The sequence below is a fragment of the Mycolicibacterium diernhoferi genome (assembly GCF_019456655.1).
GTDB classification, from domain to species: Bacteria; Actinomycetota; Actinomycetes; order Mycobacteriales; family Mycobacteriaceae; genus Mycobacterium; species Mycobacterium diernhoferi.
Genome location: NZ_CP080332.1, coordinates 3,756,248 through 3,782,013, shown reverse-complemented (window position 1 = coordinate 3,782,013; position 25,766 = coordinate 3,756,248). Strand labels below are relative to the sequence as shown.

26 protein-coding genes are annotated in these 25,766 nt (G+C 69.3%); 12 read left to right on the top strand and 14 right to left on the bottom strand.

Annotated elements, in window-relative coordinates:
* On the bottom strand, window positions 1–1,764 hold the full coding sequence (gene sucB, locus K0O62_RS17970) for a 2-oxoglutarate dehydrogenase, E2 component, dihydrolipoamide succinyltransferase (RefSeq protein WP_073854057.1): 1,764 nt from the start codon (window positions 1,762–1,764) through the stop codon (window positions 1–3).
* A 146-nt stretch (window positions 1,765–1,910) separates the two neighbouring features.
* Between sucB and K0O62_RS17965 the strand changes: the two genes are divergently transcribed.
* From K0O62_RS17965 to K0O62_RS17955, 3 genes are read left to right on the top strand one after another with little or no spacing between them, the layout of a single operon-like run.
* On the top strand, window positions 1,911–2,267 hold the full coding sequence (locus K0O62_RS17965) for an oxidoreductase (protein WP_073854415.1): 357 nt from the start codon (window positions 1,911–1,913) through the stop codon (window positions 2,265–2,267).
* A gap of 2 nt (window positions 2,268–2,269) precedes the next feature.
* A complete protein-coding gene (locus K0O62_RS17960; protein ID WP_073854059.1) occupies window positions 2,270–4,033 on the top strand; it encodes an SDR family oxidoreductase in 1,764 nt (587 codons plus the stop codon).
* Window positions 4,033–4,788: a hypothetical protein gene (locus tag K0O62_RS17955; RefSeq protein ID WP_073854061.1), complete on the top strand. Its 756-nt coding sequence runs from the start codon at window positions 4,033–4,035 to the stop codon at window positions 4,786–4,788. Before K0O62_RS17960 ends, K0O62_RS17955 begins: the two co-directional genes overlap by 1 nt.
* Before the next feature lies 1 nt (window position 4,789).
* On the opposite strand, the gene K0O62_RS17950 is transcribed toward K0O62_RS17955, so the two are convergent.
* The 5 genes from K0O62_RS17950 to K0O62_RS17930 form a co-directional block, all read right to left on the bottom strand.
* Window positions 4,790–5,518, bottom strand: coding sequence for a hypothetical protein (locus K0O62_RS17950; RefSeq protein ID WP_073854064.1), 729 nt, complete (start codon window positions 5,516–5,518; stop codon window positions 4,790–4,792).
* Window positions 5,515–6,861: a hypothetical protein gene (locus K0O62_RS17945; RefSeq protein ID WP_079244293.1), complete on the bottom strand. Its 1,347-nt coding sequence runs from the start codon at window positions 6,859–6,861 to the stop codon at window positions 5,515–5,517. The genes K0O62_RS17950 and K0O62_RS17945 overlap by 4 nt, the downstream gene beginning before the upstream one ends.
* A gap of 4 nt (window positions 6,862–6,865) precedes the next feature.
* Window positions 6,866–7,150: a WXG100 family type VII secretion target gene (locus K0O62_RS17940; RefSeq protein WP_073854066.1), complete on the bottom strand. Its 285-nt coding sequence runs from the start codon at window positions 7,148–7,150 to the stop codon at window positions 6,866–6,868.
* A gap of 117 nt (window positions 7,151–7,267) precedes the next feature.
* The gene (locus K0O62_RS17935; RefSeq protein WP_207550979.1) at window positions 7,268–8,779 is read right to left on the bottom strand and encodes a leucyl aminopeptidase; all 1,512 of its coding nucleotides are present in this window, start codon (window positions 8,777–8,779) and stop codon (window positions 7,268–7,270) included.
* 14 nt (window positions 8,780–8,793) lie between these two features.
* Window positions 8,794–9,870 (bottom strand): adenylate/guanylate cyclase domain-containing protein, encoded by a 1,077-nt coding sequence (locus K0O62_RS17930; protein ID WP_073854070.1) that lies wholly within the window; start codon window positions 9,868–9,870, stop codon window positions 8,794–8,796.
* A gap of 54 nt (window positions 9,871–9,924) precedes the next feature.
* Between K0O62_RS17930 and gcvT the strand changes: the two genes are divergently transcribed.
* Both gcvT and K0O62_RS17920 read left to right on the top strand, forming a co-directional pair.
* The gene (gene gcvT / locus K0O62_RS17925; protein WP_073854072.1) at window positions 9,925–11,028 is read left to right on the top strand and encodes a glycine cleavage system aminomethyltransferase GcvT; all 1,104 of its coding nucleotides are present in this window, start codon (window positions 9,925–9,927) and stop codon (window positions 11,026–11,028) included.
* Between the two features lie 22 nt (window positions 11,029–11,050).
* Window positions 11,051–12,157, top strand: coding sequence for a branched-chain amino acid aminotransferase (locus K0O62_RS17920; protein ID WP_073854074.1), 1,107 nt, complete (start codon window positions 11,051–11,053; stop codon window positions 12,155–12,157).
* Between the two features lie 44 nt (window positions 12,158–12,201).
* Here K0O62_RS17920 and K0O62_RS17915 read toward each other — a convergent pair whose 3' ends face one another.
* The 5 genes from K0O62_RS17915 to K0O62_RS17895 are packed head-to-tail and all read right to left on the bottom strand — an operon-like array spanning window position 12,202 to window position 16,621.
* A complete protein-coding gene (locus K0O62_RS17915; protein WP_073854076.1) occupies window positions 12,202–13,599 on the bottom strand; it encodes a protein adenylyltransferase SelO in 1,398 nt (465 codons plus the stop codon).
* 10 nt (window positions 13,600–13,609) lie between these two features.
* Window positions 13,610–14,332: an adenosylcobinamide-GDP ribazoletransferase gene (locus tag K0O62_RS17910; protein WP_073854078.1), complete on the bottom strand. Its 723-nt coding sequence runs from the start codon at window positions 14,330–14,332 to the stop codon at window positions 13,610–13,612.
* Window positions 14,329–15,384: a nicotinate-nucleotide--dimethylbenzimidazole phosphoribosyltransferase gene (gene cobT / locus K0O62_RS17905; RefSeq protein ID WP_073854080.1), complete on the bottom strand. Its 1,056-nt coding sequence runs from the start codon at window positions 15,382–15,384 to the stop codon at window positions 14,329–14,331. Before cobT ends, K0O62_RS17910 begins: the two co-directional genes overlap by 4 nt.
* A complete protein-coding gene (locus K0O62_RS17900) occupies window positions 15,381–15,917 on the bottom strand; it encodes a bifunctional adenosylcobinamide kinase/adenosylcobinamide-phosphate guanylyltransferase (RefSeq protein WP_073854082.1) in 537 nt (178 codons plus the stop codon). The genes cobT and K0O62_RS17900 overlap by 4 nt, the downstream gene beginning before the upstream one ends.
* Before the next feature lie 35 nt (window positions 15,918–15,952).
* Complete coding sequence (locus tag K0O62_RS17895; RefSeq protein ID WP_073854419.1) at window positions 15,953–16,621, bottom strand: DUF3043 domain-containing protein; 669 nt, start codon at window positions 16,619–16,621, stop codon at window positions 15,953–15,955.
* A 72-nt stretch (window positions 16,622–16,693) separates the two neighbouring features.
* Between K0O62_RS17895 and K0O62_RS17890 the strand changes: the two genes are divergently transcribed.
* On the top strand, window positions 16,694–17,764 hold the full coding sequence (locus tag K0O62_RS17890; protein WP_073854084.1) for a glycerate kinase family protein: 1,071 nt from the start codon (window positions 16,694–16,696) through the stop codon (window positions 17,762–17,764).
* Between the two features lie 69 nt (window positions 17,765–17,833).
* Window positions 17,834–18,190: a HesB/IscA family protein gene (locus K0O62_RS17885; protein WP_073854086.1), complete on the top strand. Its 357-nt coding sequence runs from the start codon at window positions 17,834–17,836 to the stop codon at window positions 18,188–18,190.
* A 22-nt stretch (window positions 18,191–18,212) separates the two neighbouring features.
* Here the strand turns inward: K0O62_RS17885 and K0O62_RS17880 are convergent, their stop codons facing one another.
* Window positions 18,213–18,842: an Rv0361 family membrane protein gene (locus tag K0O62_RS17880; protein ID WP_073854088.1), complete on the bottom strand. Its 630-nt coding sequence runs from the start codon at window positions 18,840–18,842 to the stop codon at window positions 18,213–18,215.
* A gap of 169 nt (window positions 18,843–19,011) precedes the next feature.
* Between K0O62_RS17880 and K0O62_RS17875 the strand changes: the two genes are divergently transcribed.
* Window positions 19,012–20,013, top strand: a complete 1,002-nt coding sequence (locus K0O62_RS17875) for a carbohydrate kinase family protein (protein WP_073854090.1) — start codon at window positions 19,012–19,014, stop codon at window positions 20,011–20,013.
* Between the two features lie 98 nt (window positions 20,014–20,111).
* Here K0O62_RS17875 and asnB read toward each other — a convergent pair whose 3' ends face one another.
* Entirely contained in the window at window positions 20,112–22,043 is a 1,932-nt protein-coding gene (asnB, locus tag K0O62_RS17870) for an asparagine synthase (glutamine-hydrolyzing) (protein ID WP_073854092.1), read from the bottom strand.
* A gap of 126 nt (window positions 22,044–22,169) precedes the next feature.
* Here asnB and ctaC point away from each other — a divergent pair, with 126 nt between their 5' ends.
* The 4 genes from ctaC to K0O62_RS17850 all read left to right on the top strand — a co-directional run bounded on the left by ctaC (window position 22,170) and on the right by K0O62_RS17850 (window position 25,230).
* The gene (gene ctaC / locus K0O62_RS17865) at window positions 22,170–23,204 is read left to right on the top strand and encodes an aa3-type cytochrome oxidase subunit II (RefSeq protein WP_073854094.1); all 1,035 of its coding nucleotides are present in this window, start codon (window positions 22,170–22,172) and stop codon (window positions 23,202–23,204) included.
* Window positions 23,205–23,214: 10 nt separating this feature from the next.
* Window positions 23,215–23,634, top strand: coding sequence for a cytochrome c oxidase subunit 4 (locus tag K0O62_RS17860; protein WP_073854096.1), 420 nt, complete (start codon window positions 23,215–23,217; stop codon window positions 23,632–23,634).
* Window positions 23,635–23,764: 130 nt separating this feature from the next.
* On the top strand, window positions 23,765–24,583 hold the full coding sequence (locus tag K0O62_RS17855; protein WP_073854098.1) for an MmpS family transport accessory protein: 819 nt from the start codon (window positions 23,765–23,767) through the stop codon (window positions 24,581–24,583).
* Window positions 24,583–25,230: a DUF2561 family protein gene (locus K0O62_RS17850; RefSeq protein ID WP_073854100.1), complete on the top strand. Its 648-nt coding sequence runs from the start codon at window positions 24,583–24,585 to the stop codon at window positions 25,228–25,230. The genes K0O62_RS17855 and K0O62_RS17850 overlap by 1 nt, the downstream gene beginning before the upstream one ends.
* A gap of 46 nt (window positions 25,231–25,276) precedes the next feature.
* Here K0O62_RS17850 and K0O62_RS17845 read toward each other — a convergent pair whose 3' ends face one another.
* The gene (locus K0O62_RS17845) at window positions 25,277–25,741 is read right to left on the bottom strand and encodes a pyrimidine dimer DNA glycosylase/endonuclease V (protein WP_073854102.1); all 465 of its coding nucleotides are present in this window, start codon (window positions 25,739–25,741) and stop codon (window positions 25,277–25,279) included.
* Window positions 25,742–25,766 lie beyond the last annotated feature (25 nt).

The following is a 25,766-nucleotide window of genomic DNA, read 5'->3' as shown; positions in this document are numbered from 1 at the left end:
TTAGAGCCCCAGGTCGGCCTCGAAAGCGCCTTCCTCAAGCCGGCGCTTGATGGTGGTGAGGAAGCGACCGGCGTCGGCGCCGTCGATGAGGCGGTGGTCGTAGGTCAGCGGCAGGTAGGCCACCGAACGCACGCCGATCGACTCGTTGCCGAACTCGTCGACGATCACCCGGGGGCGCTTGACGATGGCGCCGGTGCCCAGCATCGCCGCCTGCGGCGGAACCAGGATCGGGGTGTCGAACAGCGCGCCCTGGCTGCCGATGTTGGTGATGGTGAACGTGCCACCCGACAGCTCATCGGGCTTCAGGTTGCCGGAGCGGGCACGCGCGGCGATATCCGAGATCGCCCGGGCCAGACCACCCAGGGACAGGTCGCCGGCGTTGTGCACGACGGGGGAGAGCAGACCCTGCTCGGTGTCCACCGCGAAGCCCAGATGCTCGGCGTCGTAGTAGGTGATCTGCTTGCTGTCCTCGTCGTAGCTGGCGTTGATGTTCGGATGCGCCTTGAGCGCGTCGACCACCGCAACCGCGAAGAACGGCAGGAAGGTCAGGTTGACGCCCTCGCGCTCGGCGAAGCTCTTCTTGGCCCTGGCGCGCAGCGACACGATCTTGGTCAGGTCGACCTCGTGCACCTGGGTCAACTGCGCCGTGGTCTGCAGCGACTCCCGGGTCTTCTTGGCGGTGATCTGCCGGATCCGGTTGGCCTTCTGGGTGGTGCCGCGCAGATGGGCCAGCGCCGGTGCGGGCGCCGCGGAGGCGGCGGGCTTGGCGGCCGGAGCCGAAGGGGCGGCCGCGGCGGGGGCCTCGGGTGCCTTTGCGGCCTCTGCGGCGGCGAGCACGTCCTGCTTGCGGATGCGGCCACCGACACCGGTGCCCTTCACCGAGGCCAGGTCGACGCCGTTCTCGGAGGCGAGCTTGCGCACCAGCGGGGTGACGTAGGGCGAACCGTCACCGGACGGCGCGCTCGCGGCCGCCGGCTTGGGCTCGGGCTTGGGTTCCGGCTTCGGCTCCGGCTTGGGTTCGGGCTTGGGTTCCGGCTTGGCCTCGGCCTTCGGGGCCGGCTCCGGTTCGGGCTCGGGCTCGGGCTCCGGTTCGGGTTCGGGCTCGGGCTCGGATGCCGACGCGGCTCCGGCGTCGCCGATCTTGGCCAGTTCGCCGCCCACGGCGACCACGTCGTCTTCCTCGGCGCTGATCGAGAGCAGCGTGCCGGCGACCGGCGAGGGGATCTCGGTGTCGACCTTGTCGGTGGATACCTCGACGAGCGGCTCGTCGACGGCGACCTCATCGCCGACGTTCTTCAGCCAGCGGGTGACGGTGCCCTCGGTGACCGACTCGCCCAGTTCGGGCATCGTCACCGACGTCGCGTTGCCGCCCCCGGACGCGGCGGGCTTGGCCGGCTCGGGTTCGGCCTTCTCGGCGGCCGGTTCGGGCTCCGGTTCGGGCTCGGGCTCGGCTTCCTCGGCGGGGGCGGAGTCACCGGAGTCGCCGCCGGTCGACTCCTCGGCCGAGGCCTCGTCGGAAGACTCGCCGGCCTCGCCGATCAGCGCGAGGTCGCCACCGACCTCGACGACGTCATCCTCGGCCGCGATGATCTTGGTGAGCACACCGGCGGCGGGCGACGGGATCTCGGTGTCGACCTTGTCGGTGCTGACCTCGAGCAGGGGTTCGTCGACGGCGACGGTGTCGCCTTCTTGTTTGAGCCACCTTGTGACGGTCCCCTCGGTGACGCTCTCACCGAGTGCGGGCATCTGGACGGAGATTGCCATGGGCTTTGACTCCTCGAAAGTCATCGTCACGTGTCGAATGCTGTCTGCTCTCCTATCCTGTCATGTCTGCCGTGCTCGTTCGTGACAGACCGCCGACTCCATGCTCTGGCACCATTGAACAAGGCGTGCGAGAGGAGTATCGGCAGTTGGGACTGTTGGACAGGTGGCGGCGCCCGCGAGGCGGATCGCGCGCGCAGACACGTGAACAGGCTTCGGCCGATCTGAACTACCTCCGCAACTGGGTTGCCACCCACACCGGCGTCGAGGCGTTCGTCGAACCCGAGACCACCGTCACCGAGGTGACCGTGGTGCTGGTGGCGGCAGACGGGGAATGGACGCGGCGCCGTACCGGCGGACACGCGGGGGCCCGGAAGCTGAGCGCCAAACTCAACATTCCGGTCTACGACGTGCAAAAGGTGGGCTATCCGCAGCGCATGCGCGACTACGATTCCCGACGCCGGATCGAGCGCGACCGGGCCATGCGCAAGGACCTCGAAGGATAGCGATGACTGATACCGCCGAACGGTTCGTCGAGAGTGCCGATGGCACCCGGATCGCCGTCTACGAAGAGGGCAACCCGGACGGACCCACGGTGGTACTGGTGCACGGCTGGCCGGATTCCCACGTGCTGTGGGACGGCGTGGTTCCGCTGCTCGCCGACCGGTTCCGGGTCATCCGGTACGACAACCGGGGTGTGGGCGCATCCGCGGTGCCCGGACACTTCTCCAGCTACACCATGGCCCGCTTCGCCGACGACTTCGCGGCCGTCGCCGCGGCCGTCAGCCCGGACTCGCCGGTGCATGTGCTGGCCCACGACTGGGGCTCGGTGGGGGTGTGGGAGTACCTGGCTCGTCCCGAATCCGCGTCCGTGGTGGCATCTTTCACCTCGGTGTCGGGGCCGAGCAGCGACCACCTCAACCGCTTCGTGATCGACGGGCTCAAGCGGCCGTACCGTCCGCGGCGCTTCGTCCGCGGGCTCAGTCAGCTCGCCCGGTTGTCCTATATGGGGGCGTTCTCCACGCCGGTGCTGGCGCCGGCGGCCGTCCGGTTCGCGTTCGCGCGCGGCGAGATGCGGCGGCGGTTGCTCAAGGACGGCATTGCGCCCGAGGCCATCCATCATTCGGAGACCTTCGCCGGCGACGCCGCCAACAGCATGAAGGTGTACCGCGCCAACTTCTTTCGCGGATTGCGGCAAGCCCGCGCCGACCATCGCGTCGACGTCCCGGTGCAGCTGATCGTCAATGTCAACGATCCGTTCGTGCGGTCCTACGCCTTCGCCGACATCGGATCCTGGGTGCCGCGGCTGTGGCGTCGTGACCTGATCGCCGGGCACTGGGCGCCGATGTCGCATCCGGCCCAGCTGGCCCGTGCCGTCACCCAACTGGTCGACCACCTCGCCGGGGCACCCGCGCATCGGGAACTCACCCGGGCCCGGGTCGGCGTGGACCGCCCACCGTTCGGTGACCAGTTGGTGTCGGTGACCGGCGCAGGCAGCGGCATCGGCCGCGCGACCGCGCTGGCGTTCGCCGCCCAGGGCGCCGAAGTGCTGGTGAGTGACATCGACGAGGATGCGGCGGTGGCGACCGTCGCGCAGATCACCGCCGCCGGCGGCAGCGGGCACGCCTACCGGCTCGATGTGGCCGACGCCGATGCGGTGAACCGGTTCGCCGAGCAGGTGTGTGACAGCCACGGCGTGCCCGACATCCTGGTGAACAACGCCGGGGTGGGGCACGCGGGGATGTTCCTGGACACCTCGGCCGAGCAGTACGACCGAGTGCTGGACATCAATTTCGGCGGGGTGGTGAACTGCTGCCGTGCCTTCGCGCCGCGGATGGTCGCACGCGGGGAGGGCGGGCACGTCGTCAACGTGTCCTCGATGGCGGCCTACGCCCCGACCCAGGTGATGAACGCGTACGCCACCAGCAAGGCCGCGGTGTTCATGTTCTCCGACTGCCTGCGCGCCGAGCTGGATCCGGCGGGCATCGGTTTGACCACGGTGTGCCCGGGCGTGGTGGACACCAACATCATCGACGGCACCCAATTCGACCTGCCTGGCTACGAATCCGAGATCGACGCGCTGCGCACCCGGATCAAGAAGGGCTTCGCCTTCCGCCGATACGGTCCCGAGAAGGTCGCCAAGGCCATCCTGGACGCGGTGCAGAAGAAGAAGCCGGTACGCCCGGTGACACCGGAGGCGTATCTGGTCTACGGGGCGGCGCACGCCTTTCCGCAGGTGATGCGCAGTACCGCGCGGAGTAATCTGCGCTGATGGGGGTGGCGGGGGCTGTCTGCACGATCGCGGTGGTCGATCTGGAGGCGGCCTGCGCTCTGTATGGCCGTGATGATCTGCCGCAGCCGCTGGGGCGCAGTCGACCGGTCGGGTCGGTCTGGTTGCTGAGCCGCGAGCCGGTCCGAGAGCGCTTGGGCGATGGTGATTTACGTGATGTCCGAAACTGGGTCGAGGCGCTGGCACGGGCCGAGGCGACCGTGGCTTGCCGGGTGAGCTTTTCCGATGAAGGCGGTCCTGATTTTCGGCTACACGGTCTGCGGGCCGGTGAATCGAGTTTCGTTGCGGTGCAACGTCGTGACGATGAGGGTGTGGATGTCGTCGACATACATCGGGTCACGTCGTATGCATTGGCCGGGGTGATTGCCGAGTCGGTCGGGTTGGTCGGCCCCGGACGGCACGTCCGGGTTGCGGTGTCGGGTGGGGGAGACCGCCTGCCGCCGGCACCCGCCGCGGTCGACGAGTACGACGACTTCGGCTTCCTGATTCCCAGTGCCGAGCCCGGTGATGCGGCATTGAGCGTCGTCGACGCCCGTGACGTGGCGGCGATCGGGACGGTGCGGACGTGGCAGGACCGCCACCGGCACTGGGGCGACGATGCGAACAGTCATGTCCTGCAGTGGATTCGGGTCGCTGAGGATGGTGATTATCTGTATGCCCCCGGTGGGGTGGGGTATGCGGAACCGCTGGACGTGGAGTTGCTGCGCACGTGTGTCGAGGAGCTCATCGGCGGCTGAGCTACGCCGTGAACCTTTCCTCGTCGAGGCGTTTCAGGGCTCGACCATCGGTGAGTTCGGCACGGTGTTCGGGGTTCTGCCAATAGAAGCGCACCCACTCCCGGAGTGCATCGCTGTCGTCGGTGACGGTGTCCGAGAGGAATGTTCCGCTGCGCCCTTCGGGCAGGGCGAGGACGATGACTTCTCTGCCACGGAGCTTTCGGTGTAACGGTTGGTCTCTGACTTCGGAGATGTCCTCCCACTTGGCGCGCCGCATGGCCAGCCACGGTCCGTTCCAGATTTCGCAACCGCTCGGGGTGAGTCTGAGATAGCTGTCACCGCCGTGGGCGATCATTCTCCAGATTGTCGCGGCGCCGGCCACCGCGGCGACAGCCATCAACCAGGGCTGGGTCGAACGGGCGTGCGGTATGTCGATCAGGCCGAACGGGGCGAGCGTGATGTACACCCAACCAGCGAGGGTGGCTGCAACGTGCCAGATATAGGAAAGCGTGTCGTAGAGCATTCGGGGCCGGATGGTGGTTCCGGCTGGACCGAATTCAATACGTGGACGAGGGCAGCGTCGCATGACAGCCCAACCGGCGGCGAAGACGACGGCGAACAGGGCGCCCAACAGGGCGACCATGCCGGAGGGAGCATTGCCGCGGTCGATCGCCCCAAAGCCCCACCAGGCCAACCACACAGCGGCGGCGGGAAGTCCGATGAAGGCGAATACGTTGCTGACGACTCTCATCGTGAGCAGAACTGATTTCCGAGGAACGTGCCGAAGGCGGATCCTGCCTGTGAACCAGCGACGGAGAGCACTGACGCCACTGCCCAACCGGCGCCGGGCACCAGGACCGGCGCGAAACCTCCGGCGATCGAACCGATTCCGGCGTACGTATCGACACACCGTTCGAATGCGGTTTCGGCACCCGCCATGTTGAACACCATCTCGGCGACACCGATGGCGGGACCCGCGAACTTCGCGCCGACACGTAGGTCACCGAGTGCTTCGGCGCTGAGCTTCGGGATCGAGCCGCCCTGTGCCAAATACTGCTCGAATCCGGTGGCGGCACCGCCGGCGATAACCGCCGGCGGGTTGCTGAAGAGTTCGATGGGTATGTCGCCTTGCCGACCGTCGGGCGTGTGCACGGTCGCCGTGGCGCGGCCGTCCGGCCACTGGGTGTTTTCGAGGACGGTGCCGTCGGCCAGCCGAGTCGAGGTGGTGGTGGCACCCCTGAGCGCATACGTCGTGTCGGGCTTCCACGTCACCGTGCTTGTCTGCGACACGAAATTTCCGTCCTTGTCGTAGTGGGTCACCCGCAGCGTCGGGCCGCGGTCCCATTTGTATTCGTTGTCCTCGGTGATGACTTGAGTGCTGCCGTCCTGCATGGTGTGCGTCGTGGTGGTGACGTCCCCGTCCGTCTCGACCTTTGTATCCCTGATCGTCTGTGACATCTCGATATCCCGCAGCATGGCCTGCTGCATCACGCCCGTCATCGTCATCGGATTGGGAACGTCATCGCCGGGCCTCGCGACTCCGGGCAACAGATTCTCTGGACCGGTCGGGTCGGGAGCCTCGAAACCGGGCTTCTTCCCGGCAGCCATCACGCTGTCGGCCGTCTCGTCGTCGGCCGCACTGACCGCCGACAACAGTCCGTTGACCGTGACCTGTTCGGCCTGGGCCCGCTTCTCCAGGGCGGCGGCCTGCTCGGCGGTCATCTGCCCGCCGGTGACCAGCACGACCCACTGATCACTCACCCGCAACTGGCCGGTCATGTCGATCGCATCGGCCTTGTTCAACAAGGCCGTGCGGGCTGCGCCGATGGATCCGGCACCGTCTTCGAGGGCTGTGGCGATCGCGGAGGTGTACTCCGCCAACGCATCTGTCCGCGTCTTGGCCCGCCCGAACATCTCGGTGGCCGCGGTGTGCGCCGGGCCCTTCCAGGCCCGCGTCTCCGGCATCTCCCCGATGCTCGTGTGGGCCCGGCTCACCGCCTCCCCGACGGCCACGCCGTTGTCCCGCACCGTCTTTGCGGCGAACGCCAACGAGTCCGGATTCCAACCTTCGAGCCGGGGACGGGAGGGCAGCACGGCGTCAGAAGATTCCGCCGAAGCTGCCCGCCAGACTGCTGTCGGAGACCTCGTAGGTGTCGCCCGCGCCGCGGACGGCCACCCCCATCTCGTCGACGTTGGCGGCGATGTCGTCGACCACTGTTTTCACGTGTGCACCGACCAGACGTACGGCCCACTGGGTCGTCGACCCGTCCAGGCCGTCCGCCGCGGTGCCGACCTTGGTGCCGACGTCGGCCTCGCGTATCAGACCTGCGGTGATGTCCACCTGACCGGCGAACGCGCGCAGGATCTCTGGGTCGACCTCCACGACAGTCTCCGTCCCCCCCGGTCGGCTCATTGCGTCAGCAAACAGCCTAATGCCGGCCGGGGGTCACGTGAGACACCAATTTTTGCGGGGAGATCACCCGCGCTCGGCGCGGCTGAATCAGCCCTGGCGGGCGATGTCCTCCAGGACCGCGAACATGGTCCGCGTCGGAACCCCGGTGCCGCCCTTGGGCGTGTAGCCCCACGGGCCACCGGTGTTGTAGGCCGGTGCGGCGATGTCGATGTGCGCCCACTGCACGTCCTCGGCGACGAACTCGCGCAGATAGACCCCGGCCACCAGCATGCCGGCGTAGCGCGAGGCACTGACGTTGGCCAGATCGGCAACGGTCGATTTGAGGTCGTCCTTGAGTTCCTCGGGCAGCGGCATGGCCCAACCGTTCTCGCCCACCTCCTGCGAGAGCTTGGCGACCCGGTCCCGGAACTCGTCGCTGCCCATCACGCCTGGGGTGCGGGCCCCGAGTGCGACCGTCTGCGCACCGGTCAGGGTGGACGTCTCGATGAGGTAGTCCGGGTTGTCCTCACAGGCCCGCACGATGGCGTCGGCCAGGACCAGCCGGCCCTCGGCGTCGGTGTTGAGCACCTCGACGGTGATGCCGCCGTACTGGGTGAGCACATCGCCGGGACGCTGCGCGGTGGCCGAGGGCATGTTCTCGGCCATCGGCACGGTCGCGATGACGTCGATGGGCAGGTTCTGCTTGGCGGCCAGCACCACGGTGGCGATGACGGCGGCCGCGCCTCCCATGTCGGAGGTCATGTGGTGCATGTTGGCGGCCGGCTTGATGGAGATGCCGCCGGTGTCGAAGGTGATGCCCTTGCCGACCAGTGCGACCCGCTTGGGGTTGCGGCCCTTGCCTTTATGGGTCAGCCGCACCAGTCGGGGCAGCCGGGACGAGCCCTTGCCCACCCCGACGATGCCGCCGTAGCCGGCCTTTGCCAGCGCCTTGTCGTCGAGCACCTCGACCTGCAGGCCGACCGACTCGCCCAAAGCCTTTGCCTGCTTGGCGAATTCGGCAGGGTAGAGATGGCTGGGCGGGGTGTTCACGAAATCGCGGGCGGTGGCCACCGACGAGGCGATGTCCACGGCACGCTGCGCGGTGGCCTTGGTCGCCGCCTTGGCATCGGCCGCCAGCGCGATGATCTTGCCCAGGCCCTTGTCCTTGGGTGCGGTCTTGTCGCTGCGGAACTCGGTGAACCGGTAGGCGCCCAGGATCAGACCCTCGACCGTGGCCTCCAGGTCCACCGCGGCCAGCGCGGCCACCACGGTGGAGACCTTGTCCAGCGAGCGGGCCGCCGCGCCGGCGGCCCGGCGGATGGTGTCGGCGGGCCAGTCCCGCGGCTCACCCAGGCCCACGGTCAGCACGCTGGCCACCGGAAGCTCCGCGATCACCAGTCGGTGCAGCTGGCCCTCGCCGCCGGTGCCCCCCAGCGCCTTGAGCCCGGACTCGATCGCCGCGGTCGCCGCGGCGGACACGTGGGTCTGCGCCAGGGCCACCACCGGACCGTCGTCACCGGTGACGACGCCGACGACCAGGACGGCCTCGGAAAGGCCCCTGGCGGGCAGGGACGAGCTGACGGTGACGGTGGGGGCCTGATAACCAGTTGCGCTGCTCACCCCGTTCACCCTAATCAGGTCAGCGGATACGCGGTGACCGGCTCGCTGAACCCCTTCAGGCTCAGGGCCTGCGGAGGGCCGGTCGGCTGCTCCGGTAGCAGGGCGTGCACCGTCTCGGAAACCAGAATCTGGCCGGGTGCGGCCGCCGAGACCAGCCGGGCCGCCCGGTTGACCGGGTTGCCGAAGTAGTCCCCGCTGATCGCCAGCACCGTGCCGTGGTCCAGACCCGCCCTGATCTGCAGCCCCGCCTCCGCCGCCCGCGGGTGCCCGACGATGCCGACGGCCACCCGCAGCAGCTGCCCGGGGTCCGAGGCCACCCACATGACCTCGTCACCGATGAACTTGACCAGCCGGCCACCGGCGGCGTGCACGACATCGGCGGTCGCCGCGCCGAACTCGTTGAGCAACTCGGACAACTCGACGGTGGTCAGCGTCTGGGTGAGTGCGGTGAACCCGGACAGGTCGGCGAACCCGACCCCGCAGACCACATTCGCCGACCCGTCGCGCACCACGTGCTCGAAGTACCGGCGGGTGGTCATCAGGTGGTGGCGGTGCACCGCGTCGATCATCTCGCCCAGTCGCGGGACGAAGGCGGCCGCGGCCCGGTACGCCCGGGCGGTGCGCAGCTCATCGTGGGACTGCTCGATCTGAATGTCCGGCGACCCGGCCCGGATGGTCGACGAGATGGCCTCCGACAGCCGCGCCATGCTGGCCCCCATCACCCGCAGCAACCCGGTGGCCGCCTCGTCGCCGAGGATCCCCCGGATATCGGCCCAGGTGCCCAGCCCGTGGACATCGGCCTGGCTCAGCGCCGGCTCATCGAGGCCGTCCACCGTCAGACCCAGCGCCGCCCAGGCCCGGGCCACGTCCTCGACCGGCAGGCCCAGCGTCTCGGCCGCCGATCGCAGGCTGTACGCCGGCGGGCCCGACCACTGCAACACGTCGCCGGCCAGCCCGAACAACCGTCCCCGGCGCTCGGCCTCCACCATCTCCTCGGCGGTGAATCCGAGCCCCTCGAGGTATTCGATCAGCGGCGCCCGCCGGTGCGCGTCGGCGATACCGGCCGCCTGCAGTGCGTCGAGATCGGCCACCCGCCAAGTGTGGCAGTCGGACCCCGCGCATCGGGTGCGGATTAGGGTGGGTTCGTGAGTGACAACCTGCTGCACGGACCGCTGGAAGACCGCCACCGCGCGCTGGGCGCGAGTTTCGCCGAGTTCGGCGGGTGGCTGATGCCGGTGTCGTATGCGGGCACCGTCGCCGAGCACAACGCGACGCGCAACTCCGTGGGCCTCTTCGACGTCAGCCACCTGGGCAAGGCGCTGGTGCGTGGCCCGGGCGCGGCCGCCTACATCAACGCCACACTCACCAACGACCTCAACCGGATCGGGCCGGGCAAGGCGCAGTACACGTTGTGCTGCAACGAGTCCGGGGGCGTGATCGACGACCTGATCGCCTACTACGTCGCCCATGACGAGATCTTCCTGGTGCCCAATGCGGCCAACACCGCGGCGGTGGTCGCCGAACTGCAGCGCCACGCCCCGGCCGGGCTGACCATCACCGACGAACACCGCTCCTACGCGGTGCTCGCGGTCCAGGGCCCGAAGGCCGCCGAGATCGTCGCTGGACTGGGCCTGCCCACATCGATGGACTACATGGGCTACGCGGACGCCGAATTCGAGGGCGTGTTCACCCGGGTGTGCCGCACCGGCTACACCGGTGAACACGGGTTCGAGCTGCTGCCGGAATGGGACCGGGCCGGGGTGGTGTTCGACGCGCTGGTCGAGGCCGTCCGCGCCGCCGGCGGGGAGCCGGCCGGCCTCGGCGCCCGGGACACCCTGCGCACCGAGATGGGCTACCCGCTGCACGGGCACGAACTCTCCCTCGACATCTCTCCGCTGCAGGCCCGCACCGGCTGGGCCGTCGGGTGGAAGAAGGAGCAGTTCTGGGGCCGGGAGGCGCTGCTCGCCGAGAAGCGGGCCGGGCCCAAGCGGGTGCTGCGTGGACTCAGGGCGCTGGGCAGGGGAGTGCTGCGCGCCGACCTGACCGTCCTGGATGGCGACGGCGGGACCCCGATCGGTGTCACCACGTCGGGAACCTTTTCTCCGACACTCAAAGTCGGTATCGCGCTGGCGCTGATCGACAGCGCGGCCGGCATCGCCGACGGGCAGACGGTCACCGTCGACGTACGGGGCCGGGCACTGGAATGCGAGGTGGTCACCCCACCGTTCGTGGCGGTAAAAACTCGCTAGCCTCGGGCGATACAATCGGTCCATGACTGACCGCCCCCTCGAGTTCACACTTGCCCGCAACACCAACCCGGCAAGTGATGAAGTACGAGCAGGCATCCTCGCCGACCCGGGATTCGGTCGCTATCACACCGACCACATGGTGTCGGTCTCCTACACCAGGGCCGACGGCTGGCACGACGCGCAGGTGGTGCCGTACGGCCCGATCGAGCTGGACCCCTCGGCCGTCGTGCTGCACTACGGCCAGGAGATCTTCGAGGGCCTGAAGGCCTACCGGTGGGCCGACGGTTCCATCGTGTCGTTCCGGCCGGAGGCCAACGCCGCCCGGCTGCAGTCCTCGGCGCACCGGCTCGCCATCCCCGAGCTGCCCACCGACGTGTTCCTGGAATCGTTGCGCCGGCTGATCGCGGTCGACGAGGCCTGGGTGCCCGCCGCCGGCGGTGAGGAATCGCTGTACCTGCGTCCGTTCATCATCGCCACCGAGCCCGGCCTCGGCGTGCGTCCCGCCGACGAATACCGCTACCTGGTCATCGGTTCACCCGCCGGGGCGTACTTCAAGGGCGGGATCAAGCCGGTCAGCGTCTGGCTGTCGCACGAGTACGTGCGGGCCTCGCCGGGCGGCACCGGCGCCGCCAAGTTCGGCGGCAACTATGCCGCCTCGCTGCTGGCGCAGGCCCAGGCCGCCGAGCAGGGCTGCGATCAGGTGGTGTGGCTGGATGCGATCGAGCGCCGCTACGTCGAAGAGATGGGCGGGATGAACCTGTTCTTCGTGTTCGGCAGCGGTGGGTCGGCGCGCCTGGTCACGCCCGAACTGTCCGGCTCGCTGCTCCCGGGCATCACCCGGGATTCGTTGCTGCAGTTGGCAACCGATGCCGGCTTCGCCATCGAGGAACGCAAGATCGATGTCGACGAGTGGCAGAAGAAGGCCACCGCGGGCGAGATCACCGAGGTGTTCGCCTGCGGTACCGCAGCCGTCATCACCCCGGTCTCCAACGTCAAGCACCGCGACGGGGAGTTCGCCATCGCCGACGGCCAGCCGGGCGAGATCACCATGGCCCTGCGTGACACCCTGACCGGCATCCAGCGCGGCACCTTCGCCGATACGCACGGCTGGATGTCCAAGCTCAACTGAGCGACCCAGGGGCAGGAGCGAAGCGACCCGGGGGATGGATGCCGCTAGGTGCCGCAGAAGGTGCGGTAGCTCGCGGCGAAGTCCTCGGACCCGGGGGCGGCGTAGCGCTCCAGGCCCGGCCGCTCGGTGAACGGATCGCCGAGCACGTCCAGCAGGCGGGCCGCCGGATCAAGGTCACCGGCGGTGGCGGCGGCCAGCGCCTCCTCGACCAGGTGGTTGCGCGGGATGTAGACCGGGTTGACCCGGTTCATCGCCTCGGTGTCGGGCCGGTGCGCGCGCCAGCGCTGCACCCAGTTCATCAGGCCCAGCGCCACGTCGCCGCGCGCCAGCCCCCGGAAGAACGACGTGTAGTCCAGCTTGTGCTCTTCCAACAGCGCGGGCAGCTCGTCGACCAGCCCGTCGTCGGTGCCCGCGGGCAGGCCGAGCTTGACGTGCATCCCCGCGCGCCAGGCCTGCTGGTAGCGGGTGGCGTAATCACCGAGGGTCTCGGTGGCGATCTCGATGGCCTTCTCGACGTCGTCGTCGATCAGCGGCAGCAGCGTCTCGGCGAGCCGCGCCAGATTCCACCCGGTGATCGACGGCTGGTTGCCGTAGGCGTAGCGGCCCCACCCGTCGATGGAGCTGAACACGGTCGCCGGGTCGAAGGTGTCCATGAACGCGCAGGGCCCGTAATCGATGGTCTCGCCGGAGATGGTCACATTGTCGGTGTTCATGACGCCGTGGACGAAGCCGACCAGCATCCAGCGGGCCACCAGCTCAGCCTGCACGGTGATGACCGCGTCGAACAACGCCAGATACGGGTTGGCGGCCGCCGCGGCACCGGGATGGTGACGGCTGATGGCATGGTCGGCCAGCCGGCGCAGCAGCCCCAGGTCCCCGGTGCCCGCGGCGTACTGGAAGGAGCCGACCCGCAGATGGCTGGCGGCCACCCGGGCCAGCACCGCGCCCGGCAGGGGAGTTTCGCGGTACACGGTCGCGCCGGTGGCCACCACCGACAGCGAGCGGGTGGTAGGGATGCCCAACGCGTGCATGCCCTCACTGATCAGATATTCGCGGACCATCGGGCCGACCGCGGCCAGCCCGTCCCCGCCGCGGGCCAGCGGGGTCCGGCCGGACCCCTTGAGGTGCAGGTCCCGGCCGTCGCCGAATTCGCCGAGCAGCAGTGCCCGGCCGTCGCCGAGGCGTGGCTGCAACCCGCCGAACTGGTGGCCCGCGTACACCTGGGCCACCGGCGTGGCCGCCGCGGGCAGGGCCGTGCCAGTGAGCAGCCCGACGCCGTCGGGGGTGCGCAGCCAGTCTGGATCCAGGCCCAGCTCATCGGCCAGCGTCTCGTTCAGCAACAGCAGGGTCGGGGCAGGCGGGGACTGCGCCTGCCAGCTGATCGTCAGCTCGGGCAGGTCGGTGGCGAAGCGGTTGTCCAGCGTGAAGGTCGGCGCACTCACCCCTCCGACGCTAATGGATCGCCAGGCCCAGTGCCGTCAGCGTCGTCGTGACCTCGACGGATGCGCCCAGCACGTCACCGGTGATGCCACCGAACCGGCGCACACAGTGCGCCACCAGCGCCGCGCTCAGGCCCAGCGCCACCACCACCACCAGCGGGCCCTGCCACGGCCGCGGAGTGGCGAACGCCGCCGCTGCCGCCAGCACCAGCGCCCAGGCGGCCACCACCGGAAGCGGCTGGGTGCCCGCGACCAGTGCGCCCAGGGTGCTGCCGGGTGCGGCGGGCACCGAACGGCGGCAGGTGAGCAGCACCGCGACCCGGCCGGCCGCCACGGCGACGACGACCGCCACCGGTTCGACGGCGCCGAAGGTCAGGCCCTGCACCAGGATGACCAGCACGCAGGCGGCCACCCCGAACGGCCCCGCCGTCCCGCCCCGCATCACGGTCAGTGCCCGCTCTGGAGGCCCGTAGCAGCCCAGCCCGTCGACCGTGTCGGAGAACCCGTCGATGTGCAGGCCGCGGGTGAGCAGCAGGAGCACCGCGACCGCCAGCACACCGGGTAGCGCGCCGGGCCCGAACAGCTCCGTGCCGGCCCACACCACGGCGGCGGCCACGGTGCCGAGCACCACCCCGACGACCGGCAGCGCGGTCAGCGCGCCGCGCCCGAACGGCCGGTCGCTCCGGATCGGCAGCACGGTACTGAACGCGAAGGCCGAAGCGAGCGAAGAGATCATGAGACCGGGTCGGGTGCGCCCGCCACTGCGGCTTCGGTGAAGGTGGCCATCGAAGCCAGGGTGGCCACCGCGGCGCGCAGCACCGGCAGGGCCACCGCGGCGCCGCTCCCCTCGCCGAGGCACATCTTGAGATCCAGGATCGGTTCCAGTTCCAGCTGCTGCAGCGCCAGGGTGTGCGCCGGCTCGGTGGACCGGTGCCCGGCCCGCCACCAGGCGGATGCGCCCGGGGCGAGTTGTTCGGCGACCAGGGCGGCCGCGGTGACCACCACGCCGTCCAGCAGCACCGGGGTGCGCCGCACCGCGGCCTGGGCCAGGAAGCCGGCCATCGCGGCCAGATCGGCGCCACCGCACACCCGCAGCAGCGCAAGCGGATCGGCGACCGCGCCGCGGGCCCGGTACAGCGCGTCGCGGATCGCCGACGCCTTGCGGGCCCAGCCCGCATCGTCGATGCCGGTGCCGCGTCCGATCACCGCCACCGGTTCCGAACCGGTCAGCGCCGCGATCAACGTCGTTGCCGGGGTGGTGTTCCCGATGCCCATCTCACCGGCGATCAGCAGATCGGCGCCGGCGTCCACCTCTTCGTCGGCGATGGTGCGCCCGGCCGCGACGGCGTCGGCGGCCTGTTCGGCGGTCAGCGCGTCCTCGACGGCGATGTTGCCGCTGCCGCGGCGGATCTTGTGCGCACCGATCGCGTCGTCGCTCCGATCGGTGTCCACGGCCATGTCCACGACTCGGACCCCGGCGCCGGCCAGTTCGGCCAGCACGTTGATCGCGGCTCCACCGGCGTCGAAGTTGGCCACCATCTGCGCGGTCACCTCGGACGGGAACGCCGAGACTCCCGCCGCGGTCACCCCGTGGTCACCGGCGAACACCACAACGCGGGCACGGCTGAATTGCTTTGGGGGACAGGCGCCCTGGCAGGCGGCCACCCACGCCGAAAGGTCTTCCAGCCGACCCAGCGATCCGGGCGGCTTGGTCAGGCTGCGCTGGCGGGCCCGGGCGGCACGCTCGGCCTCGGGATCCGGCGGGACCACCGCGGGGAACGTGCTCATATCTGCTCCTCGTGTGCGCGGGGGCCCTTCACCACCAGTGGCTGCCCGGCCACCACGAGCACCACCCGATCACACAGTGCGGCGAGCCGCTGGTTGAGCGTGCCCAGCTCGTCGGCGAAGCGCCGGCCACCCGCGGTCGCGGGGACCACCGTCAACCCCACCTCGGGGCTCACCAGGCTCAGCTCGCCAGCGAATCCTCCGACAGCGGAGCACAATTCGTCGATATCTGCATCCACCGACCCGCCGGTCCAGGCGTCGCGGCGGTCCATGATGGCGGTCAGCCAGCCGCCGATATCGTCGACCAACGTCGCGGTCCGGGTGTCGGTGCGCAATTCGGTTGCCACATCGGCGGTTTCGACCGTCGACCAGTGTGCCGGGCGACGGCTGCGATGGGCGTGCACACGCCGGGACCACTCGGGGTCGGTGGAGTCGGTGCGGCCGGTGGCCACGTACCGCACGGCGGGGGCGTCGATATCGGTCTCGGCCCAGTGCGATTTACCCGACCGGATCCCGCCGAGGACCAATACCCGCACCCCAGGGCGAGCGGAGCGACCGGGCATGTACCGAGTCAGACGTCGTCGCCGCGATTGACCATCGGCCGCGGCGCCCGCATCCGGCGCAGCTGCGAGGCGCGGCTGGCGGCGTAGAAGCCCAGCTTGAAGCCGGTCTCGGTGTTGTCCGGGAACTTCTCGTCGACCTTGCGGTTCACGTACCGGCCCACCAGCACACCGTCGATGGCCATCACGAGCAGCAGCACCGGCATCGCGAACGACAGCGGCTGCTGCACCGCCGGCGACGGCACCGACAGCGTGATCAGGATTAGGCCGAGCGCGATCGGCATGAACAGGCCGAGCAGATTGCGGCGGGCGTCGACCAGGTCGCGGACGTAACGGCGGACCGGGCCCTTGTCGCGGGGCAGCAGGTAGGCGTCCTCGCCGGCCATCATCCGTTCGCGACGGTCGGCCATATCGGCGCGCCGGGTCAGCTTCTGCGCGCGCTTCTCTTCCTTGGTGAGCTTGGGGCCACCGACCTCTTTGCGGCGCTTGCGGGCTTCGGCGGTGGTCATGGGCGCCGGCGCGACCGGGCCGCGCCGGCGGCTGCTCTCACTGCGCTTGGGGGTCGGCCGGCCTTTCGGGGCGGTCACCCGCGGAACGGTGTCGTCCCCGGTGGCCTCCTGAGGGGTCGATCGGTCGTCCTCCGGTGACGGATTGTCCTTCTTGCGGCCGAGCAGATTCACGCCGTCCAGATTACTTCCCGGGCGCCGGCCGCCCGGCATGCACCTCCGAAAGTGAGGCTCTACGCTGCTGGAATGACGGGCCTGGGCGTGCTGATCGCGCCGGATTGTTACGGAGACAGCCTCACTGCGGTACAGGCCGCGGAGGCGATCGCCGCGGGGTGGCGGGCGGCCCGCGGTGGCGATCGGCTGACGCTGGCCCCGCAATCGGACGGCGGCCCCGGATTCGTCGACGTCCTGGCCAGCCGCCTCGGAGGTTTGCAGACGGCCGTCGTCAGCGGGCCGCTCCAGGAGCGGGTGACCGCGCACTGGGTCCTGCACGGGCAGACCGCCTACATCGAGTGTGCGCAGGCCTGCGGGCTGACGCAGCTCGGCGGGCCGCCCGACCCGCGCACCGCGGTCGCCGCACACAGCGCGGGCGTCGGGGAACTCATCGCCGCCGCCATCGACGCGGGCGCCCGGCGCATCGTCGTCGGGCTCGGCGGCAGCTCGTGCACCGACGGGGGCCGTGGCCTGGTGACGGCCCTCGGCGGTGTGGACGCCGCCCGGGCCCGGCTGGCCGGCATCGAACTGATCGCCGCCAGTGATGTCGAACACCCTCTGTTGGGCCCGATGGGCGCCGCCGCGGTGTTCGGACCGCAGAAGGGCGCCGACCCGGCCACCGTCGAACTACTGGAGACCCGGCTGCGGAGCTGGGCCGCCGAACTCGGTGGCGACGTCGCCGACCAGCCGGGGGCCGGCGCGGCCGGCGGGATCGGAGCAGCCCTGCTGGCCCTCGGCGGGCGCCGGGAACCGGGCGCCGCGGTCATCGCCGAACACACCGACCTGGCCGCGGACGTGGCCGCCGCGGACCTCATCATCACCGGTGAGGGCCGTTTCGACGACCAATCGCTGCACGGCAAGGTGGTCAGCGCGCTGGCCGCCGGGGCCCGTGCACGCGGAACCCCGGTGCTGGTGCTGGCCGGGCAGGTCACCCTGGATCCGGCCGCGCTGGACCCGGCCGGTATCGCCGCCGCGCACTCCATCACCGAGTTCGCCGGGTCCGTGCAGCGGGCGATGGACGAAGCCCGGACGCAGTTACAGGGGCTGGCCCGGCGGACCGCCGCCAACTGGCCCGACCGATCCACGCGCACGGGTCGGGAATAGCACGCCGGCAAGGTACCGTTGACTACATCGCGATTGCGCCAATCACTACCGGTACTTCAGGAGACTGCAATGACTCTTCAGGACGACACCACCACCGAAACCCATGGTGCGGTGCTGACCGAGGCGGCCGCCAGCAAGGCCAAGGCACTGCTCGACCAAGAGGGTCGTGACGATCTGGCACTGCGCATCGCCGTTCAGCCGGGTGGTTGCGCCGGTCTGCGCTACAACCTGTTCTTCGACGACCGCACCCTCGACGGCGACCTGACCACCGACTTCGGTGGCGTGGCGCTGACCGTCGACCGGATGAGCGCGCCGTACATCCAGGGCGCCACCATCGACTTCGTCGACACCATCGAGAAGCAGGGCTTCACCATCGACAACCCGAACGCCACCGGCTCCTGCGCCTGCGGCGACTCGTTCAACTGATCTGCTGACTCGGCCGGCGGGCTCAGCGAGCCCGCTGGACGTAGGAGCAGACCAGAATCTCGTCATCGGACTGCAGTAGCTGGGCCACCACCTGCAGTTCGCTGCCGATCTTGGGTGCCCCCCGGCCCGAGCCGGGTGCCACGACCTGCATCGTGAACAGTGCCTGGGCCTGACTCGTCGACCACGGCACCAGTTTGTCCACCGAGATCACCTCGACCTTGGTGAACTGCTTGCGGAACGCGTCCGAGGTCAGATCGGCCAGCGCCAGGTCCGAACTGCGGTCATCGACCGCGTCATATAGCCCGCACAGGGCATGCCGGGCGATCGCCTGGTCATCACCGTCGGTCAGCGCATCCAGAAAACCCTGGATGGCGGTCTTCGCGGTATCCGGGTTCAACGCGGCGGCCGGCTCGTCCTCGGTAGCGGAGATCACCAGCACCGCGCCGATGGCGGCGGCCACGACGACCACCGCGGCGACGGCCGCCAGGATCAGGCGGACCGGTTTACGTTTGGGGTACTGCACCGGCGGCGGCATCGCGCCCGGATAGGGGCCGGGGAACGGGCCGGCCGGCGGCGGCGCGAACAGAGGCCCCTGGTTCGGCGGAAAGCCTTGCGGGGGAGTGGATTCGGGATACGGCACAGGACCGGACATCGGCTGCTTTCCGGGATCGGGGCGGGCGTCGGACGGTCAGAGTCGATCGGTCGACGAAGTCCACTGCAGGCTAGCGCACCGGCCGCTGTCCGCTGCGGACCGAAGCGCGCGCCCGTCCGCCTCTGTAGTGTTCGCTTGGCGACGTTAAAGATATCGAAGGGCAGCTCCCGTGACCATTGCCGTGACCGGCTCCATTGCAACCGACCATCTGATGAAGTTCCCCGGCAAGTTCTCCGAACAACTCCTGCCGGAGCACCTGCAGAAGGTTTCGTTGAGCTTCCTGGTCGACGACCTCGTCATCCACCGCGGCGGCGTCGCGGGCAACATGGCCTTCGCCATCGGGGTGCTCGGTGGTGACGTGGCGCTCGTCGGCGCGGCCGGACGGGACTTCGGTGACTACCGGCGGTGGCTCAACGACCACGGCGTCAACACCGACAACGTGCTGATCTCCGAGACCGCCTACACCGCGCGGTTCGTCTGCACCACCGACGAGGCGATGGCGCAGATCGCCTCGTTCTACCCCGGTGCCATGTCCGAGGCCCGCAACATCGACCTGGCCGAGCTCGTGAAGCGCAGTGGCGCACCGGAACTGGTGATCGTCGGGGCCAACGATCCAGAGGCGATGTTCCGGCACACCGAGGAATGCCGCTCCCTGGGACTGGCTTTCGCCGCGGACCCGTCCCAGCAGCTGGCCCGGCTCTCCGGCGAGGAGATCCGCCGACTGATCGACGGGGCGACCTATCTGTTCACCAACGACTACGAGTGGGACCTGCTGCTGCAGAAGTCCGGCCTGTCCGAGGCGCAGGTGATGAGCCAGATCAAGCTGCGCGTCACCACGCTGGGGGAGAAGGGCGTCGACATCGTGTCCGGAGGGGGCGCCGGTGACGACCGCACGTTCATCCACGTCGATGTCGTCCCGGAAACCCACCAGGAGGACCCGACCGGCATCGGCGACGCCTTCCGGGCCGGTTTCCTCACCGGCCGCGCCGCCGGGCTGAGCCTGGAACGGTCCGCGCAGCTGGCCTCGATGGTCGCCACCCTGGTGCTGGAGGCCCCCGGCCCGCAGGAGTGGAGCTGGGACCGCGACTCCGCGATCAGCCGGCTGACCGCCGCCTACGGCGACGAAGCCGGCGCCGAGATCTCGAAGGCGCTCGGCGCCGACATCGGCTGAGGCGGCACTGAACTGACAGACGCCGAGACGGACAAACGGGCGCGATCCACTCGGATTTTCGCGCCCGTTTGTTCATCTGGGCGAGTTCAGGGGCGGGGTCAGAGCTGCACCGGGTAGGTCGGCTCACTGATCTGCGGGGTCACGCTGCCCTCGATGAAGATGGCGTGCCACAGCATGAAGATCAGCACCGTCCACAACCGGCGGCTGTGATCGCTGACCCCGTTGCGGTGCTCGTCGAGCATGGTGCGCACCGCGGCCAGGTCGATCAGGTGACCGGCCTGCGACGCCGCCACCGTGGCGTGCGCCCAGTCCAGCAGCTCGCCGGCCTTCAACCAATGCCGGATCGGCACCGGGAAACCCAGCTTGGGCCGGTTGAGCACATGCGCGGGCACGATCGGCTCCAGGGCCCGGCGCAGTGCGTACTTGGTGGTGGTGCGGGTGATCTTCTGGTCATACGGCAGCCGGGACGCGACCGCGAACACTTCGGGATCCAGGAACGGCACCCGCAGCTCCAGGGAGTTGGCCATGGTCATCTTGTCGGCCTTGACCAGGATGTCCCCGCGCAGCCAGGTGAACAGGTCGATGTGCTGCATCCGGGCCACCGGATCCCAGCCGTCGGACTCCGCGTACAGCGGCGCGGTGACATCGGTGTGCGTCCACTCCGGCCGGAACCCGGGCAGCACCGCACGCAGCTGCGCGTCGGAGAAGCTGCGCGCATTGCCGTAGTAGCGCTCCTGCAGCGTCAGCGACCCGCGGTGCAGCAGGCTCTTGCCGCGCAGACCGTCGGGCAGCGGCTGCGATGCCTTGCCCAGTGACCGGCGCACCGGTCTGGGCAGGTAGTCGAAGGCCTTGAGCGACAACGGCTCCCGGTAGATGGTGTACCCACCGAAGAGTTCGTCGGCGCCCTCTCCGGAAAGCACCACCTTGACGTGCTTACGGGCTTCGCGGGCGATGAAGAACAACGGCACCAGCGCCGGATCGGCCACCGGTTCGTCCAGGTACCAGACGATCTCGGGCAGCGCGGCGACGAACTCGGCCTGGCTGACGACCTTGGTGACGTGCCGCGCGCCGATCGCCTTGGCCGACTCCACCGCGACATCGATCTCGGAGAAACCTTCCCGCTCGAACCCGGTGGTGAAGGTGATCAGCCGCGGGTTGTGCCGCATCGCCAGTGCGGCGATGGCCGTCGAGTCGATCCCGCCGGACAGGAATGCGCCCACGGTGACGTCGGCGCGCATGTGCTTGGCGACGGAGTCCTCCAGCACCGCGGTGATCTCGTCGTAGCGGGCCTGCCCGGAGCCGGCCTTGAACAGGACCGCGTCGAACTTCGGCCGGAAGTAGCGGTTGATCTCGGGCGCCTGGCCCGGCCGGATCCGGGCGTAACAACCCGACTCCAGGCGGCGCACCCCACGCTGCAGGGTCTCGGGCTCGGGCACGTACTGCAGCACCGTGTAGTGCTGCACCGCGCGCTCGTCGATCCCGAGGTCCAGCCCCGCCGTCGCGGCCAGATCCAGGAGGCACTTCTTCTCGCTGCCGGCCACGGTGCCACCCGCACCGGTGGCCAGATACAGCGGCTTGATCCCGAACGGGTCCCGGGCGCACAACAGCTCACGGGTCTCGGTGTCCCACAGCGCGAAGGCGAACATGCCCCGCAGCCGGGTCAGGATCTCGGTACCCCAGTAGTGGAATCCCGCGACGATCGCCTCGGCGTCGCCGTCGGTGTGAAACACCGCACCGAACTCGTCGCGCAGCGCCTCGCGGAGCTCCAGGTAGTTGTAGATCTCACCGTTGAACACCAGCGCGTACCGGTCCGGGGATCCCGGCGGACCCCAGCGCAGCGGTTGATGGCTGTGCGCGATGTCGATGATGGAGAGACGGTTGAACCCGAGCACGATATCGGCATCCGACCAGGTCCCGGGCTCGTCCGGGCCCCGGTGCCGCATCAGATGCGAGGCCCCCGAAACCGCGTCGACCAGCCCGGAGGAGGTCTCGACGGACGGGTTGGTCAGATACGCCAGCAGTCCGCACACCGGGCCAGTATGCCGAATCGGTCGGTCGCTTCGCTCGCTCCGGGAGGCGTGGTCTACGCTGCGTAGTATTCGCCAAGTTTGACCGACCGCGTTGCGGTTCACCGACTTCATTTAGGAGGCGCCGACGTGACCGCTCGCGGGTACCGTTTGGTGGCGTTGTCAGTGGTTCTGGGTGGTATGACCATCCTGCTCAGTGGCTGCAACTACCAGGACGTATTCGGCCTGGGGTGGCCCGAGGGCATCACCCCCGAAGCCCGATTGAATCGTGACCTCTGGGTCTGGTCGGTCATCGCGTCGTTCGTCGTCGGTGGCATCGTGTGGGCGCTGATCTTCTGGACCAGCGCGTTCCACCGCAAGAAGAAGACCGACACGGAGCTGCCCCGCCAGTTCGGCTACAACATGCCGCTGGAACTGGTGCTGACCGTGGTGCCCTTCCTCATCATCTCGGTGCTGTTCTACTTCACCGTGGTCGTGCAGGAGCGGATGCTGCACAAGGATCCCAACCCCGAGGTCGTCATCGACGTGACCGCCTTCCAGTGGAACTGGAAGTTCGGTTACCAGAAGATCGAATTCGCCGACGGCACGCTGTCCTATGACGGTGTCGACAATGAGCGCAAGGCGGCCATGGAGTCGGCGCCCGACGGCGTCGATGCGCACGGTATCAAGCAGGTGGGCCCGATCGCCGGCCGTAACGGCGAGGACCGCAGCTACCTGAACTTCGACAAGATCGAGACCCTCGGCACCAGCACCGAGATCCCGGTCCTGGTGCTGCCCAAGGGCAAGCGCATCGAGTTCCAGATCGCCTCGGCGGACGTGATCCACGGCTTCTGGGTGCCGGAGTTCCTGTTCAAGCGGGACGTGCTGCCCAACCCCAAGGAGAACAACTCCGACAACGTGTTCCAGGTCAGCGAGATCGAGCAGACCGGTGCCTTCGTCGGACGCTGCACCGAGATGTGCGGCACCTACCACGCGATGATGAACTTCGAGGTGCGCGTCGTTGAGCCCAACGACTTCAAGGCCTACCTCGACGCCCGGACCGCCGGCCTCACCAATGCCCAGGCGCTGGAGGCCATCAACCAGGCTCCGTTGGCCACCACGACAGCTCCGTTCGATTCCCGTCGCGGCGAGCAGGTTGGTGCTCCCGCCCAGGCGAGCAAGTAGGGATTGACACATGCATATCGAAGCCAGGTTGTTCGAGTTCCTGACTGCGTTCTTCGCGCTGTGCGCGATCGTCTACGCCGTGTTGACCGCGATGTTCGCCCCGGGTGGCGTCGAGTGGGCGGGTACCACCGCGCTGGTGCTGAGCACCGGGCTGAGCCTGATCACCGGCACCTTCTTCCGGTTCGTCGCGCGCCGTCTCGACACCCGGCCGGAAGACTACGAAGACGCCGAGATCAGTGACGGCGCCGGCGAACTGGGCTTCTACAGCCCGCACAGCTGGTGGCCGATCCTGATCGCGCTGTCCTTCTCCGTGGCCGCGGTCGGTACGGCGATGTGGCTGCCGTGGCTGATGGTCGCGGGCATCTGCTTCGTGCTGGCGTCGTCGGCCGGGCTGGTCTTCGAGTACTACATCGGCCCCGAGAAGCACTGACCTCTTTCCCCCCAGGTCACAACCGTGCGTCAGTTCGCTGACGCGCCGTCGTGGCGTGGTCCCCGCCGTCGCCTGGTTCGGTAGTGTTGCCGAGGCAGCAGACGAGAAGGATAGGCCGAGGTAGTAGCAGATGAGCGGGCCGTCAGGACCGGAGTCTTCGGGTGCGGACAACAAACCCCGCACCGACGAGACCGACATCCATTCGCGGGCGTACTCCGCCCCGGAATCCGAGCAGTTCAGCAGCGCGCCGTACGTGCCGCCGGACCCGGCGCTGTACGACTACGACAACTACGCGCTGACCGACCCGGAGCAGGGCCCGCCGCCGCGCTGGCCCTGGGTGGTCGGTGTGGTGGCCATCGTCGCCGCGGTGGCGCTGGTCGCCTCGGTCGCACTGCTGGTCACCCGGACCGACAACACCGGTCTGGCGAACCCGCAGACGTCGACCACCTCGGCCCCGCCGGTGCAGGACGCGATCACCACGACGCCACCGCCGCCGGCAAGCGAGGAACCGCCGCCACCGCCGCCGCCGCCCAGCGAGGAACCGCCGCCCCCGCCGCCCGAGACGGTGACGGTGACGCAGGAGCCGCCGCCCCCGCCACCGGCGGCCGAGGAACCGGCACCGCCGCCGGTCACCAGTGAGGCGCCCCCGCCTCCGCCGACCACCACCCGGCCGGCCGGCCCGCGCCAGGTGACCTACTCGGTCACCGGCACCAAGGCTCCCGGCGACATCATCACCGTCACCTACATCGACGCGTCCGGACGCAGCCGGACCCAGCGCAACGTCTACATCCCGTGGTCGTTGACGGTGACCCCGATCTCGCAGTCCGAGGTCGGCTCGGTACAGGCGTCCAGCCTGTTCCTGGTGAGCAAGCTGAACTGCTCGATCACCACCAGCGACGGCACCGTGCTGTCGTCCAATACCGGTAACGCCGCACAGACAAGTTGCTGATGCTCAAAGACACTGAAACCACCCGACGTACCCTGTCCGGCCCGGACAACCTGGAACGCATCCTGCTCGGGGTCTGCGCGGTGATCTGGCTGGCGGCTCTGGGCGCGGCGGTCGCCGCGACGGTCGCCCTGGTCGATCTGGCCAACGGACGCGGCACCGTGCGCGCCGAACTCTCCGAGGCCTCCGGCTCCGAGACACCCTGGGTGCTGTACACGGTCATCGGTATATCGGCCGCGGTGATCGTGATCGCGATCCCGCTGCTGGTGCGGGCGCGGCGGCAGAACGGGCACCGGCCGATCCGCGATCACACCCCGGCCGGGGGATCGGTGGCCGAGGACATCGCCGCGGTCCCCACCCGGGCGGAGCGACGCCGGCAGGAGACCGCGCGCAGCGTCGGCGACGCCGGCGGGCTGGGCGGCCGCGGCGCCGCACTCGCCGACCAGGTGTACGTGCGGTGCGGATTGTCCATCGGGTGTGCGGTGGGCGCGGCTGTCCTCGCCGTCGGTGCCGCCACCTACCTGATGGCCACCGACAGTGGGAGCGCAGCGATCGCGTTCTACATCGTCGCCGGTATCGTCACCGTCGCCATGCCGGTGCTGCCGTGGTTCTACCTGCGCGAGTTGCGCGCGGTGACCGGCGCCCACTGAGCTTCGCTCCCTGAACCCGTCGCTGCCGCTCCCTGACCCGTGCGGGTCAGCCGAATTCGGGCAGGACGCGTTCCCACGGTTCGACGGGGCCGGGCACCGTCTGGAACAACGGATGCGGCGTCGGATCGACGTCCGCGGGCCCGAAGCCCTCCGGCGCGCTGCCGCGCTCCCGGCATTTCGCGGCCAACAGCCAACGCTCGTAGTCGATCTGGCCGATCGGTACGTCGATCAGTGCCACCACCGCGGCCGGCGGCTCGACGATCAGGTCCCGGTTGAACCGGTAACCGCGGCGCTGCGCCTCATCGGCCACCACCCAGAGGTAGGCCCCGATGGCGGGTAGGGGAGTGGGCGCCGCGCTACTGGGGTAGGCCTTGAAGCGGTCGAGCTGAGGGTGATTGCGGAACCCCTTCGTCTTCCCCTGCAGCACCTTCTGGGCAAGCAGCGCCTCCCGCCAGCACGCCACCAGGCCGCGGCTGTCCAGGGCCCGCGGGTGCAGTGACCACAGTCGCATGTGTCCGGTCCCTTCCCGGGCTGCC